This is a genomic window from Roseibium sp. (assembly GCF_965232425.1).
Taxonomy (GTDB): Bacteria; Pseudomonadota; Alphaproteobacteria; order Rhizobiales; family Stappiaceae; genus Roseibium.
Genome location: NZ_OZ246971.1, coordinates 5,245,562 through 5,259,753, shown reverse-complemented (window position 1 = coordinate 5,259,753; position 14,192 = coordinate 5,245,562). Strand labels below are relative to the sequence as shown.

11 protein-coding genes are annotated in these 14,192 nt (G+C 59.8%); 7 read left to right on the top strand and 4 right to left on the bottom strand.

All coding sequences use genetic code 11. The features are described from left to right. Positions 1 to 67: 67 nt before the first annotated feature. Positions 68 to 1,372 carry an N-acetylmuramoyl-L-alanine amidase gene (locus ACO08A_RS24045; protein ID WP_422038420.1) on the bottom strand — a complete coding sequence of 435 codons (1,305 nt, stop codon included), beginning with the start codon at positions 1,370 to 1,372 and terminating at the stop codon, positions 68 to 70. Between the two features lie 670 nt (positions 1,373 to 2,042). Here ACO08A_RS24045 and ACO08A_RS24040 point away from each other — a divergent pair. Further along, positions 2,043 to 4,964: an Rne/Rng family ribonuclease gene (locus tag ACO08A_RS24040; RefSeq protein ID WP_422038419.1), complete on the top strand. Its 2,922-nt coding sequence runs from the start codon at positions 2,043 to 2,045 to the stop codon at positions 4,962 to 4,964. Between the two features lie 90 nt (positions 4,965 to 5,054). Here ACO08A_RS24040 and ACO08A_RS24035 read toward each other — a convergent pair whose 3' ends face one another. Beyond that, complete coding sequence (locus tag ACO08A_RS24035) at positions 5,055 to 6,218, bottom strand: pyridoxal phosphate-dependent aminotransferase (RefSeq protein ID WP_422038418.1); 1,164 nt, start codon at positions 6,216 to 6,218, stop codon at positions 5,055 to 5,057. Positions 6,219 to 6,486: 268 nt separating this feature from the next. On the opposite strand from ACO08A_RS24035, the gene ACO08A_RS24030 reads away from it, so the two are divergent. The 6 genes from ACO08A_RS24030 to ACO08A_RS24005 all read left to right on the top strand — a co-directional run bounded on the left by ACO08A_RS24030 (position 6,487) and on the right by ACO08A_RS24005 (position 12,758). Further along, on the top strand, positions 6,487 to 7,869 hold the full coding sequence (locus tag ACO08A_RS24030) for a M48 family metalloprotease (RefSeq protein WP_422038417.1): 1,383 nt from the start codon (positions 6,487 to 6,489) through the stop codon (positions 7,867 to 7,869). A gap of 56 nt (positions 7,870 to 7,925) precedes the next feature. Further along, positions 7,926 to 8,714 (top strand): DsbA family protein, encoded by a 789-nt coding sequence (locus tag ACO08A_RS24025; protein ID WP_422038416.1) that lies wholly within the window; start codon positions 7,926 to 7,928, stop codon positions 8,712 to 8,714. 304 nt (positions 8,715 to 9,018) lie between these two features. Then, positions 9,019 to 9,492 (top strand): acetyl-CoA carboxylase biotin carboxyl carrier protein, encoded by a 474-nt coding sequence (gene accB / locus ACO08A_RS24020; RefSeq protein WP_421984481.1) that lies wholly within the window; start codon positions 9,019 to 9,021, stop codon positions 9,490 to 9,492. 15 nt (positions 9,493 to 9,507) lie between these two features. After that, complete coding sequence (gene accC / locus ACO08A_RS24015) at positions 9,508 to 10,854, top strand: acetyl-CoA carboxylase biotin carboxylase subunit (protein ID WP_421983231.1); 1,347 nt, start codon at positions 9,508 to 9,510, stop codon at positions 10,852 to 10,854. Between the two features lie 50 nt (positions 10,855 to 10,904). After that, positions 10,905 to 11,585, top strand: a complete 681-nt coding sequence (gene aat, locus ACO08A_RS24010; RefSeq protein ID WP_422038415.1) for a leucyl/phenylalanyl-tRNA--protein transferase — start codon at positions 10,905 to 10,907, stop codon at positions 11,583 to 11,585. Positions 11,586 to 11,708: 123 nt separating this feature from the next. Beyond that, entirely contained in the window at positions 11,709 to 12,758 is a 1,050-nt protein-coding gene (locus ACO08A_RS24005) for a hypothetical protein (protein ID WP_422038414.1), read from the top strand. Positions 12,759 to 12,814: 56 nt separating this feature from the next. Here ACO08A_RS24005 and ACO08A_RS24000 read toward each other — a convergent pair whose 3' ends face one another. Then, positions 12,815 to 13,201: an NADH:ubiquinone oxidoreductase subunit NDUFA12 gene (locus ACO08A_RS24000; protein WP_421983234.1), complete on the bottom strand. Its 387-nt coding sequence runs from the start codon at positions 13,199 to 13,201 to the stop codon at positions 12,815 to 12,817. A 209-nt stretch (positions 13,202 to 13,410) separates the two neighbouring features. Further along, on the bottom strand, positions 13,411 to 14,133 hold the full coding sequence (locus tag ACO08A_RS23995; protein WP_421983235.1) for a response regulator: 723 nt from the start codon (positions 14,131 to 14,133) through the stop codon (positions 13,411 to 13,413). Between the last annotated feature and the right edge of the window lie 59 nt (positions 14,134 to 14,192).

Genomic DNA, 14,192 nt, shown 5'->3' with positions numbered 1-14,192 from the left:
CACCAATATGGCGATGCTGAGGCAATCGCCCTCCAAGACGCTCAATTTGCGTGACAAATCACCATCATTACTGCGAAAGTGTGCCTTTCTGCCGGGCCAGCCTGGGCCTGAAAAAGCCGTGTATGGCATCGCTCATCGCATTCGCCATGCGTTCCCGCCACTCTTCGGTAATCAGCAGTTTTTCGTCGTGCTCGTTGGAAAGATACCCGAGCTCTACCAGAACCGACGGCACATCATGTGCCTTGAGAACGCGAAAACCCGCAGATCTGTGCGGATTGTTGATCAACCGGACGGCACTCTTGAGCTCGGTCACGAGTGTTTTCGCAAAGTAGTTGGAAAAGGAACGGGTCTCGCGTTTGGCGAGATCAAGCAGGATGTCGGTGACGTCCGTCGGCTCCTCGTCAAGTTCAACGCCGGCAATGATGTCGGACATGTTTTCGACTTCCGCCAATTCCTCCGACAACTGGTCGGATGCCTTGTCCGACAGCGTGTACACCGTCGCACCGCGCGCCAGTTTCCTGCCCCGCCGCACCGAATCAGCGTGAATGGATATGAAAAGATCGGCCTCGAGCTCGTGACCGATCTCGACGCGACGGGAGAGAGACACAAACGTGTCGTCCTCGCGCGTCAGACGCACATCGTAAAGCCCGCTTTTTTCCAGCTTCTCCTTCAGAAGGTTCGCGAAATCCAGCACGATCGCCTTCTCCAGCGTGCCGCCGACACCTGTCGCACCGTTGTCGATGCCCCCGTGTCCGGGGTCCAGCACGATCAGGGGCCTGTCGCCTTTCTTCGCTTCCTCGCCGAGACGGTCGGTCTTGGGCGCGGTTTTCGCGGCAGTCACCTTCTCCGGCTTGCGAGAACTCAGAACGAAAGCGTCGAAGTCGTCCGGCGACGATTTGACCAGATCAATGACAAGTCGCGCGGGCTGATCGTCGACGGCCGGCAGAAAGAAGGTCTTGTCGACACTGACGGGCCCGCTCAAGTCCATGACGATCCGGGATTTCCCCGGCGCAAAAAGCCCGTATCGCCAGGTCGTTACCATTCCGCGGCCCGTCTCGCCCGCACCGCCCGGCAGCTTGAATTCGACCTCGGGCAGGTCGACGATCAGACGGAAGGGGCGCGCAAGGCCCGAAATGGTGGGTTTGACCTGCGTATCGAGGTCGAGAACGAATCGGGTGCGTTCCGCATCACCGGCAACGCGCGCGCCGATAACCTTCGCAGCCGCCGCGAACACAGGATTTGCCTGTGCGCCTCCCATCAGGATCAGGAAAGTGAAAAAAAACAGCGTGGCCGCCGAGCGCAACACACCGCCGGCCCGAGCAATGCCCCCTGCAACAGGCTCCACCTCAGGTTTCGGCGCGTTTTCTTTCACAATTTCTCCGGCCAAGTGATGCATGTTCTGTTTGTTTCTGGTCTCGGCAACGCCGTTTTAGGCGAAGTACAGGCTCAGGAAAATAGTTTGTCCGTTTCACATTGCTTGCAAAGCGGAGCAACGGATCGTAAAAGTACCTTACGGATTTCGGTTCAAGACCGATACCTTCCCGGGTGGTGTTTCAGGGTGGCTATCCACAACACCATCGAAAATCATGGTCTCATTGCGACGGAACAGAGGCCGTTCTGTCGCGAAAACGCAGACTCGATGATAGAGGATCAGGTAGCGGCCCCCTTTGAATACGATCTGTATTGCAGGTTTGTGGCCTGAATTGGAAACAGTGCCCCATGCAATACGGACCACGGAAAACAAAGGCGAACTTCTCCGGCACCGGTTGCAGATGAAGCGGCACTCCCCTCCCTGGCATACCGGAAATGGTACAACGACTTAACTAAAGGGCCTGCGTTGCCCCGAAGGACCCGCGCGATGCACACAGTGATCAACACGAAACAAGGCCCCGCTTTCGCGGATGGTTTCGTTGATCAGACGACCGCGCCGGGCGCAGACGCCCTTCTCATTCTTAGCAATAAAAATACGGCAGCTTCACTCCTTTCGGGCGATGCGCGCTTGCTATGCGCGCTAAGCACTGCTGCCGTGGAGACGTTCAGTAATGGCAAACAAAATGCTGATCGACGCGGGCCACCCGGAAGAGACCCGGGTCGTCGTCGTACGTGGCAATCGTGTTGAAGAATTCGACTTTGAGGCGGCAAACAGGAAGCAGCTACGCGGAAATATATATCTGGCGAAAGTGACCCGGGTCGAACCGTCCCTGCAGGCGGCTTTCGTTGAATATGGCGGGAACCGGCACGGTTTCCTCGCATTTAGCGAAATTCATCCGGACTACTATCAGATCCCGGTTGCGGACCGCGAAGCGCTTTTGGCGGCCGAAGCGGCCGAGCGTCAGAAAGACGATCAGGACGCGGACGAGAAACCGAAGCGCCGGCGCAAGTCCCGTGCGGCAAAAAACGAATCTGCTGAGACTGTCGCCAGCGAGAAGGTCGATGCCGATAAAACATCGGAAGCGGCCGCCTCTGATCAAGGTGCGGGCGACGACACGGATGCATCCGTCGAAGCAGTCGCCGAGGCGGCCGGCCAAGCGGAAGCAACAGCAGACGCAGGCAGTGAAGATGCCGCGGATGCGCCGGTTTCCGAAGACGGCACCGTAGACGAGCTTGCTGCCGCGTCTGACGCGGAACCGGCTGAAGAAACCGCTTCAGAAGACGAGACAGATCCGGCTGGCGAAGCCGACGAAGATCAGGACCCGGACGCTGACGAGAACGGCGACGATGAAACCGTTGCGGCAGCCGATGCCGAAGAAGAGACCGAAAAGCCGGTCCGGGCGCGCAGCCGCCGTCGCCGGCGCTCGCGCGACGACGACGACGAAGTCGACAGTGAAGACGACATGGTCGAATCCGTCGGTGCGGAAGACGCAATGGAAGAAGTGCCCGAGCGCGTCGTTCCCTTGCGCAAGCAGTACAAGATCCAGGAAGTCATCAAGCGCCGCCAGATCATTCTGGTTCAGGTCGTCAAGGAAGAACGCGGCAACAAGGGCGCCGCGCTCACCACCTATCTTTCCCTCGCTGGCCGCTACTCCGTGCTGATGCCGAACACCGCTCGCGGCGGTGGCATCTCCCGGAAGATCACGCAGCCGACCGACCGCAAGCGCCTCAAGAAGATCGCCTCCGAGCTTGATGTTCCGGAGGGCATGGGCGTGATCCTGCGCACGGCCGGCGCGAGCCGGACAAAGGCCGAAATCAAGCGGGATTTCGAATATCTCATGCGCCTTTGGGAAAACGTGCGCGAGCTGACGCTGAAATCGAGCGCGCCAAGCCTCGTCTACGAGGAAGGCAGTCTGGTCAAGCGATCGATACGCGACCTCTACAACAAGGACATAAACGAAGTCCTTGTTTCCGGGGACGACGGGTACCGCGAGGCCAAGGACTTCATGCGCATGCTCATGCCGAGCCACGCGAAGAATGTTCAGCCCTATCGCGATCCCTCACCGCTTTTCATTCGATACGGCGTCGAACCTCAACTCGACGCTATGTTCTCGCCTCAGGTAACGCTGAAGTCGGGCGGATACATCGTCATCAACCAGACGGAAGCGCTGGTTTCGATCGACGTGAACTCCGGCAAATCGACCCGGGAACACAATATCGAGGACACGGCGCTCCAGACGAACCTGGAAGCGGCGGAAGAAGTCACGCGCCAGCTGCGTCTACGGGATCTTGCCGGTCTCGTCGTGATCGATTTCATCGACATGGAAGAGTCGAAAAACAATCGCGCGGTCGAACGGAAGCTGAAAGACTGTCTCAAGAACGACCGCGCACGCATTCAGGTCGGCCGGATCTCGCATTTCGGACTGCTTGAGATGTCCCGCCAGAGGATCCGCACCGGCGTTTTGGAAAGCTCGACGACACCGTGCCCGCATTGTCAGGGCACGGGCATGATCCGCTCTGTCGAGTCGGTCGCACTGCACGTGCTGCGTTCCATTGAAGACAACCTCCTGAAGGGCGCTACGCACGATCTCATCATACGGACGACAACACAGGTCGCGCTTTACATTCTCAATCAGAAGCGCTCCAACCTGTCAGATCTCGAAATGCGGTTCGCCGTTGAAATCGAGGTCAACGCCGACGAAATGGTCAACGGCCAGCTCTATGTCCTGGAGCGCGGTGCGCCGATAGACCGTGACCGGGTGCCCGCGCCGGCCCCAACGGTCCATCCCGACACCGTCGAGATCATCGACGAAGAGACCGATCAGCCGGTCATCGAAGAACAGGCGCAGGACGAAGAGGGCGGCGACCGCCGCCGCAGACGTCGCAGAAAGCGCCGCAGGAACGGTTCGGACAACGCCCAGGAATCTCAGGACGGTCAACAGGCAGCCGCCGAATCAGATGAGTCCGAAAAGGAAGACCAGACGGCCCTGGACGCGGGATCCGAAGACGGAGACTCCGATGAACCCCGCCGCAAGCGCCGGCGCGGACGCAGAGGTGGGCGGCGCGGTCGCAGGAACGGTGAAGACTCGGATCTTCAGACCGACGAACAGGTCGAGGCCAATGCGGAGAATCAGGAAGACGGCGGTTCGCCGGAAGACGGCGCAGAGGCACCTGAGACCGATGCAGTAGAAACGGACGCTCCTGCTCTCGCCGACGCAGGCATGGAAGCCGAAGCAACCGCAGACGCCGACACCGTCGATGAAACTGACGAGAGCGAAAAAGCCTCCGAGGCCCTTCACGCCGATGCGGAACAGGACGAGACTCCGGATGCAAACGGTGAAGCGCCGGATATGAGCGCCGCCGAAACCGATGAACCAGCGGTTCAGGCGGAAGAAACCCAGTCCCCGGAAGACATCGTTGTCGAAACGCCGACATCCGAACAGCCTGTGCCGAACGAAGCCGCAGGCGAGGATACGCCCGCCAAGCCGTCTGCGCCGGCAGAGCCGGTCGTGACGAGCGAGACATCAGGCGACGAAGAGGAAGACAAACCCAAGCGCGTCGGCTGGTGGCAGCGCGGCAGGTCGTTCTTCTGATCGCTTTTCAATCCAAGTCTGAAAAAGGCGGCCCTTGGCCGCCTTTTCTTTAAAGTAAGGAACTGAGCCGGAAACGCCAGCTGAACGTTTTCAGTCGAGAAAATCCGACAGGCGCACCAGCGCTTCTTTCATGCGGTCGTGGGCGCCGGCGAAGGAAAACCGCAGGAACGCGTGCCCGTTGAGCGGATCGAAATCAACACCGGGCGTCGCTGCGATCCCCGTCTGGTGCAACAGCTTGCGGGCAAATTCGAGACTGTCGCTGCTGTACCGGCTGATGTCGGCGTAAATGTAGAAGGCCCCATCCACGGGCAGCAGTCTATCCAACCCGACCTTCGGCAGGCCGTCCAGCAGAAGCGACCGGTTGTCGACATAGCCGGCTTTCACGGCCTCCAGTTCCTGCACGGAATCCAATGCAGCAGTTGCCGCGATCTGGGAGATTTCGGGGGCGGAAATGTAAAGGTTCTGGGCAATTCGCTCCACCGGGCGCACCAGCTGTTCCGGCAGCACCATCCAGCCGATCCGCCAGCCCGTCATGCAGTAGTATTTTGAGAAGCTGTTGATGATGATCGCGTTTTCCGAAAGCGCGAGCGCGGTTGTCTGATCCTCCGCATAATCGAGACCGTGATAGATCTCGTCCGAGATGAACCAGATGTTCTCCGCGTCGCAATAGGCGACCAGTTCGGCCAGGGCGTCACCGCTCATCATGGTGCCCGTCGGGTTTGCGGGACTGGCGACCAGCACGCCCTTGATCGGACCGTCCGCCTGCGCCGCCTCAAGATGTTCCGGCGTCAGGCACCAGCGCGTCTCCGGTCCGACAGCCAGTTCGACAGGCACCAGTCCTAGCGATTTCAGGATGTTGCGGTAGGCTGGGTAGCCGGGCATCGTCAGCACGATCCGGTCGCCGACATCGAAAGCGGCAAGAAAGGCCAGGTTGAAACCTGCCGAGGAGCCGGTTGTCACCGTGACCCTGTCCCGGGGCACCTCGACACCATATGTGCGCCGGTAATGCGCTGAAAGGGCGTTGCGAAGAGGACTTATCCCGGCCGCCTCCGTGTATCCCAGACGACCGTGCTCCAGGGCTTGCCGGGCTGCCTCGAGTGCCGCTTTCGGAGCGGGCGCAGACGGTTGGCCAACCTCCATGTGAACGATGGACTGCCCATCGGCTTCCAGCCTCGCCGCTTCGGCAAGCACATCCATGGCGATGAAGGGCGACACGTCACTGCGCCGGGAAGGTCGGAAGGCATTATCTGTCATGTCTGCTCTTGGCGTCCGGTCGTTTTTCCTGAGTGGACCGTATTGCCGATTTTGCGCAAAGAGGCAATGCGCCGGTCGGCCAGAACACCTGTCGCCGCGGCCGTCAGGAAAAACCTTTCCGATTTGTCATCCGGGATTTCTTGACCGGAACAGGACACATCCATAACTTCGCCACACGGTCGACTATCCATACCGCAACAAGATAACTGCAATAATTCAGAACGGACTGCGCTCAATGCCGGTTACCCCATCACCAGACAGGAAGACCTTGCGACGATCGATACGCAAGACGGTCGCGACCCTGTGTTCCGCCGCGATCGCCATTCCGCTCGTCGTCACACCCGCCAATGCACAGCGGGGCAAAGTGCCGATCGTGCGAGACGCGGAAACGGAAGCGCTGCTGAGAGACTACGCAAAACCGCTCTTCAAGGTAGCCGGGATCGCCCAGTCCGAACCCCAGATCATCCTTGTGAACGACAAGTCGTTCAACGCGTTCGTACCCGATTCCCGGCGCATGTTCATCAATATCGGCGTGCTCATGGACGCGGAAACGCCCAACGAGGTTATCGGGGTCATCGCGCATGAAACCGGCCATATCGCCGGCCGGCATCTGGTGAGACTTCGCGCTGCTGCCTCCAACGCGCAGATCATCGCTGTGATCGGCATCCTTCTGGGTGCCGGCGCCGCCGCAGCAGGTGCGGCGTCCGGATCCGGTCGCGCGGCCTCCGGCGGCGCCGCCGCAGCCCTGAGCGCACCCGAAGTCGGCCGGAGATCGTTGCTCGCCTATCAGCGCGGAGAAGAAGCGGCCGCCGACCGCGCTGCGCTTCGGTACCTCAACGCGACCGGACAAAGCGCGCGCGGCATGTTGAAGACATTTCAGCGCATGTCCGAGCAGCAGCTGTTTTCAAGCCAGTTCGCCGATCCTTACGCGCAAAGCCACCCAATGGCGCAGGAGCGCTATAGCGGACTGCTGCGGGAAGCCCAGAAGTCCAAGTATTTCGACACGCCGGACGATTACGTGCTGCAGTATCGTCACGAACAGGTCCGCGCCAAGCTGTTTGCGTTTTCCAGCCATCCCTCCGCAACGCTGCGCGCCTATCCGCGAAGCGACAAGAGCCCTGCCGCCCAATATGCGCGGGCGATCGCCGCGATGAAGAGCCGCGGAAAGGGGGCCGTCAAGGAAATCGATGCCCTGATCCGCACGCAGCCGAACAATCCGCACTACTACGAACTGAAGGGACAGGCTCTGATGGAAGGCGGCGATCCGAAGCGCGCGATTGCTCCCTTCAGGAAAGCTCTCTCCTTCAAACCGAATGAACCGCAGTTCCTTGTCTGGCTCGGCTATGCGCTCGTGGGGGCCAACAATCCGGCCTATTTGCAGGAGGCCGAGCGTGTGCTGAAGCGGGCGATTGCGCTGGATGAAAATTCAGGCGTTGCCTACAGCCAGCTTGCGATCGCCCATGGACGGCAGGGAGAGCGGGCGGAAGCCGATCTGGCCACCGCGAAGGGGCTGATGGTGCGCGGAGATTTCGATGCGGCGAAGCGATATGCGGCCCGTGCTCAAAAAAGTTTGAAGCGCGGATCGCCGGCATGGGTTCAAGCGGACGACATTGTGGCGTACAAACCACCTAACGTAGGGAATCGCCGGTGACGCCAAACGGATGCGTGGCGGCGGATTGACCCGTGGCGTCGCCAGAGGAGTTTTTGATGATCAACCCTTACTCATACCCGCAACGGTTGCTGTCGGCTGCGTTTCTTCGCATTGCTTCGGCAGCCGCACTAGTGCTCGCGCTCATGGCGGGGTCCGTGTCGGCACAGGATCTCAGCCGCAGCGACGTTGAGAAAATCGTTCGCGAATACCTTTTGGAAAACCCGGAGATCATTGCCGAGGCATTCAATGAGCTGCAGCGCCGCGAGCAGGCTGCAGAAGAGGCAGCCCGGCTTCAGGCGCTGAACGACAGCGCGGACGTTCTTTTCAATTCGACACGGCAGGTCGTTCTGGGCAATCCGGAAGGGTCCGTCACGCTGGTCGAGTTCTTCGACTACAATTGCGGATACTGCAAACGCGCGCATGGCGACATGGTCCGTCTCATCGACGAGAACCCGGAACTCAAGGTCGTCTTGAAGGAATTCCCGGTCCTGGGCCAGGGTTCGGTCGAAGCAGCCCAGGTCGCCGTTGCCGTCAATTCCATCGCGCCGGAAAAATACGGCGAGTTCCACGAAGCTCTTCTGATGAGCCGCGGCCAGGCCAACCTGTCCAGCGCCCTTGCCGCTGCGACGGAAATCGGACTGTCCGAAGCCGAATTGCAGGCAGCCCTTGCAACGGACGAGGCCGGTCAGACGATCGAGGAGGTTTACACGCTGGCAAACCGTCTCGGCCTGACAGGCACGCCGTCCTATGTTGTCGGCAACGAGGTTGTCATGGGCGCAGTCGGCTACGAACAGCTGCGGTCGAAGATCGAGGCCCTGAAGGATTGTGACCAGACCACATGCTGAGCCTTGAACGCTCAAGGCTGTTGGAAACTGGTTGGTCTGAAAATCAATGAACCTTCGGGGCTTTTCCTGACACAATTGAATCCCTATAAGAAGTCTGGCTCGTATTCGCTCGAATACGGGCCAAACAATTATATCCGCTGCATTATGGCGGGACAAAAAGTGCGGATGGAACGGGCTTCTACCAGGATTTCACCTTGTAAAAGTCAAAAATGGCCGGAACCTCGACACGCATGCGTGGCGCCAGAGACCGGTAGCCCCAGAGCTCATGCTTTTTGTGGATCGAGTACGAGAGCCAAATGATATGATGCGTAACGATAACAAGAAATTCGACACGGCCCTGATCCGCGACCTCGCGGTCCTGTTGGACGAAACCAACCTCTCCGAGATTGAGCTGGAACAGGGCGATACCCGGATCCGCGTCGCCCGTCAGATGTCGATAAACGCTCCCGTCAACGTCGCCGCACCGGTGGCGGCAGCAGCTCCCGTGGTTGCCGAACCGGTTGCCAAGACGGTTGAAGCGGTCGAGGAAAAACCTGCCCAGGCGGGTTCTTCAGTGACCTCGCCGATGGTGGGAACGGCCTATATTTCACCCGAGCCGGGCGCAGCGCCCTTCATTCAGGTTGGCGACAAGGTGACGGAAGGCCAGACGATTCTGATCATCGAAGCCATGAAGACGATGAACAACATCCCCTCCACGAAATCCGGCACTGTGAAACAGATCCTGGTCGACGATGCGCAGCCGGTGGAATTCGGCGAGCCGCTCATCGTCGTCGAGTAAGGAGCCGCCAGGGTCATGTTCTCCAAAATTCTCATCGCCAACCGGGGCGAAATCGCGCTGCGTATCCTTCGCGCCTGCAAAGAGCTTGGCATTTCAACGGTCGCGGTTCATTCAACCGCCGACGCTGACGCCATGCATGTCCGCCTTGCGGACGAGAGCGTGTGTATCGGTCCGCCCGCAGCACGCGACAGCTACCTGAACATTCCGCAATTGCTCGCCGCGTGCGAGATCACCGGCGCGGATGCCGTTCATCCGGGCTACGGGTTTTTGTCTGAAAACGCCCGATTTGCGGAGATACTCGAAGCCCACAACATAGAGTTCATCGGCCCGACCGCCGAACATATCCGCATCATGGGTGACAAGATCCAGGCGAAACAGACGGCCAAGGATCTCGGCATCCCGGTCGTTCCCGGCTCGGACGGCGAAGTTGCCGCAGGCGACGATGCCCACGCGATTGCCCGGGACATCGGCTACCCGGTTCTGGTCAAGGCCGCCGCCGGCGGCGGCGGACGCGGGATGAAGGTGGCCCAGACGGAAGCCGATCTGGACACCGCCCTTTCAACAGCCCGGTCCGAGGCCAAGGCTGCCTTCGGTGACGACGCGCTCTACATGGAAAAATATCTCGGAAAACCGAGGCACATCGAAATCCAGGTTCTGGGGGACGGCAAGGGCAACGCGGTCCATCTTGGTGAACGCGACTGCTCGCTTCAGCGCCGGCACCAGAAGGTCCTGGAAGAGGCCCCCTCGCCCAGCCTGAACGCCGAACAGCGCGAACGCATCGGCGAAATCGTGGCAAGCGCCATGCGCAAGCTGAAATACCGCGGTGTCGGGACGGTCGAGTTTCTCTATGAGAACGGCGAGTTCTATTTCATCGAAATGAACACCCGCCTGCAGGTGGAGCACCCGGTCACCGAGATGATCACCGGCATCGACCTTGTGAACGAGCAGATCCGTATTGCCGCGGGCGGCGATCTGGACATGACCCAGGACGACATCAGATTCGAGGGCCACGCGATCGAATGCCGGATCAATGCTGAAGACCCTGTCACCTTCGCCCCGTCTCCCGGGACGATTACCTACTACCACCCGCCGGGTGGACTGGGCGTCCGGGTCGATTCCGGAGTTTATCAGGGCTACAAGATCCCGCCCTATTACGACAGCCTGATCGGCAAGCTCATCGTACACGGGCGGAACCGCGTGGAATGCATGATGCGCCTGCGCCGGTGTCTCGACGAATTTGTCGTTGACGAAATCAAGTCGACTATTCCGCTGTTCCGTGATTTGGTGGACAATCAGGCGATCGCGAACGGTCAGTACGACATTCACTGGCTGGAAAAATACCTGGCTGACAAGTCGAACTGACCGGGCAACGGCGAAGCAAACGGCTTCGCACCTGGAAAGCGAGACCGCGCATGGCTGGTTATAAAGACGATATTGTCATGGAAATAACACCGCAGGTGCTGCTGAAGGCCTATGCCTGCGGGTTGTTTCCCATGGCAGAATCGGCGGACGATCCGGGATTGTTCTGGCTGGAACCGGAACAGCGCGGCATTTTGCCGTTCGATGCTTTCCACCTCCCCCGCCGCCTCAGGCGCACCATCCGGAACGACGTTTTCGAGATCAGGGTGAGCACCGACTTTCAGCGCGTGATCGACGGCTGCGCGGAACCCATGCCCGGACGCCAGAAAACCTGGATCAACCGCGAAATCCGCCGCCTCTATGGTGAACTCTTCGACATGGGATACTGCCACACGGTCGAAGCGTGGCAGGACGGAGACCTGGTCGGCGGACTTTACGGCGTCAGCCTGAACGGGGCTTTTTTCGGCGAGAGCATGTTCACCTTCAGAACCGATGCGTCGAAAGTCTGCCTGGCGCATCTCGTTGCGCGCCTGATCGTGGGGGGCTACGCCCTTCTGGATACCCAGTTCGTGACGGATCACCTCAGCAAGTTCGGCACGCTCGAAGTGTCTCAGGCGGACTACAACGAGCGCCTGTCCGAAGCCCTGAAACTGGAAACGGACTTTTACGCCCTGTCCACACATGCCGGCGGGCAAGACGTGTTGTCGGTCCTGGACGCGTGCCGGGCATCCTGACGCCTTTGCGAACATCGTCGGTGCAACCCAGAAACGGCAACCAGCGCGAGCACACGTGGTTGTAGGTGTTTCGCGGCAACTTTGCTAAGTTTCCCCTTGGTAAACCAAGTTCAGGGAAATGCTATGGCGGGGGACCCCAAACAAACCGGCAACAACAACGGCCTGGGCAAGCCCGCTGCTGCGACCGGGGCAAAGGAAGAACGGCGCGCACTGGCAGGCCGGGACCAACACGTCGCGGAGACTGCCAGCCCGAACCCTCAGGCGCCTGCCGCGCAGAAGACCACGGCGCAGTCAGATTTCGTCAGCGACCTGAAGAAGGCGACGAAAACCGTTACGGACTACATGACGACAGCCGGCCGGACCACGGACCCGGAAAACACGATCGCCGATGCGAAATTCAACAAGGACCTGCAAACTCTTCGGAACCTGCATTCATTTCTCATCCGGGAAGCCAAATCGCTTCCCGAAGACTTCTCGCTCGGCATTCTGAACACGCTCAAGGATGGCGGCCAGAGCGAAAAAGGCCGCAGTCCGACGGCCGATGAGTGGAAGGCGATCGAGAAGAAGACGCAAGTTTTGTTCGCGCAGTTGACAGACACCGACAGAAAGAAGTTCCTGGCGTCCCAGATGCCGAACTTCCTGCCGAGGATCGCCGTCTGGCTCGTGGCGGTCTCGATCGGGTCGATGATCATGTCCGTGGTGATGGCCGAATTGACGCTGTTCGACCCCGGCATCAACGGCGCCTTCATGGTCTTTTTCTTCCTGGTCTGGCTGATGTCGCTCGGTGCGATCGGAGCCGCGGCGTTTATCGGCTTCAACGCGATCTCCGTCAGCACCGACATCACGTTTGATATCTCCGATTCCAATTTCATCGTTCAACGCATCGTCCTGGGCGCGCTGTTCGCCTTGTTCTTCACCCTGCCCTTCGGCTTCCACGAGTTCATCAGCTTTGCAAAAAGCTTGAGTACGGCCGCCCAGAACCGGGCGACTGTACCGACACAATCCGAACTCGCCTTTACCAACCAGTCCCTGCTTTTGATCATGCCTTTCGTGCTCGGCTACAGCACATCGCTGGTGATCCTGATTCTCAACAGGCTGATCTCGTCCGCGAGCACCCTCTTCGGGGCACAGGAAACGAAAACCAGGGCCGCTTCCGGCCAGGACGGCCGATAGCAGATACAAAAAGCCCCGCGAAAGCGGGGCCTTGAAAAACCGATTGTCCCGTTGCTTCAGCCGCCGGGGGTCCAGGCCTCGTAATCGCCGGTCACTTCCGGGCGTTTTTCCGGCGTCAGAATGGACCCGTGCGGCCTGTAGGCTTCTGGCGTCCCGGTGGGATTGGCCTTGTGCGTCTGCTGCCAGTGCTTGGGATGATAGGTCTCGTCGCTGGGCGGGGTATCGACACGGTGATGCATCCAGCCATGCCAGCCCGGCGGGATCGACGACGCCTCGGCAAGGCCGTTGTAGATCACCCAGCGTTTCTTGCCGCCGCGCTCCTTGTAGTACTTGTTGCCGGCTTCATCCTCGCCGACAAACTCGCCCTTGCGCCAGGTAAAAAAGCGCGTGCCCATGGTCTGGCTGTTCCACCAGGTGAAGATTTCAAGCAGAAGCGTCTTCATGGCCCTTGAGAGGTCCTTTTGGGATACGGGTCCTTGGTCCGGCCTCTCCTTCGGAGCGGCGGTAATTTCGCGGAATATGGCCTTATCGACGGCTCCTGTCCAGTGCCGCACTGCCGCATCGCGGCAGAAATCGAACCGGCATCTGTTCTGCAGCCACATCACAGCAGCGGCTGGCCCGCACGGGACCGGGAAAACGCGGGGCGGAAACGCTAGTGGAGCTTGAGATCCTTGGACTTCACGTATTCGGCGTTACGGATGTGCCGTGCCGCGGCCGAGTGCTTTGCAGTCGTTCCGCCCTTCTTGACGCCGGCGAAAATCTCTTCCTTTTTGTCCGGCTCCACCTTCGGCGCCCTGTCGAATTCCTCTTCGACCACTTCTTCCACCTCGGCCCGTTTCTGGATCGCGATCTTGTGGTGAAGGCGCGCGCCTGCAAGGGACTGCAGTTTCTCCGCCTGTTCGTCCAGCGTCTTCTGAATGCCGTAGATGTTGTAGAAACCGGAGTGTTCCAGGATCATCGGCCGCTCGTCCGCCATCAGCCACTGGAGGCGCTTGAAAAGCGTCGATGGCGACACCGGCTTCACAAGGACATGATGTGCACCCGCGCGCAACGCCTTGTCGACGAGCGGACGCGTGCCGTGCGCCGTAATGAAGAGAATCGGCACATAGCAGAGCGGTTCCATGTGACGGTGCCGGACCAGGCGCAGGAACTGGTAGCCGGACGTCGGCTCCATGCGCCAGTCGGTCAGAATCACATTCGGTGGTTCGGCGAGGCTCGCCTCAAGGGCGTCGTCGACCGAATCAAACACCCGGACTCGCGACACCTTGAAGCTCAGAAGAATCGATCGGAGAATCGTCTGCATCGGCTTGCTGTCTTCGACAACGACAGCATCGATATCCTCCATCGCAAGTCCGTAGGCTGCGTGATGCTTCATGAAATGCGGGGTCCTCTCCTTGCCATCCCCGCACTAAACCAAAGCCGGCTTAAACCCGC

Excerpts from the sequence above, each read along its gene's own strand:
- ACO08A_RS24040 (WP_422038419.1), top strand. The coding sequence starts at position 2,043 with ATGGCAAACAAAATGCTGATCGACGCGGGCCACCCGGAAGAGACCCGG.
- ACO08A_RS24035 (WP_422038418.1), bottom strand. The coding sequence starts at position 6,218 with ATGACAGATAATGCCTTCCGACCTTCCCGGCGCAGTGACGTGTCGCCC.
- accB (WP_421984481.1), top strand. The coding sequence starts at position 9,019 with ATGCGTAACGATAACAAGAAATTCGACACGGCCCTGATCCGCGACCTC.
- aat (WP_422038415.1), top strand. The coding sequence starts at position 10,905 with ATGGCTGGTTATAAAGACGATATTGTCATGGAAATAACACCGCAGGTG.
- ACO08A_RS24025 (WP_422038416.1), top strand. The coding sequence starts at position 7,926 with ATGATCAACCCTTACTCATACCCGCAACGGTTGCTGTCGGCTGCGTTT.
- accC (WP_421983231.1), top strand. The coding sequence starts at position 9,508 with ATGTTCTCCAAAATTCTCATCGCCAACCGGGGCGAAATCGCGCTGCGT.
- ACO08A_RS24005 (WP_422038414.1), top strand. The coding sequence starts at position 11,709 with ATGGCGGGGGACCCCAAACAAACCGGCAACAACAACGGCCTGGGCAAG.
- ACO08A_RS23995 (WP_421983235.1), bottom strand. The coding sequence starts at position 14,133 with ATGAAGCATCACGCAGCCTACGGACTTGCGATGGAGGATATCGATGCT.
- ACO08A_RS24000 (WP_421983234.1), bottom strand. The coding sequence starts at position 13,201 with ATGAAGACGCTTCTGCTTGAAATCTTCACCTGGTGGAACAGCCAGACC.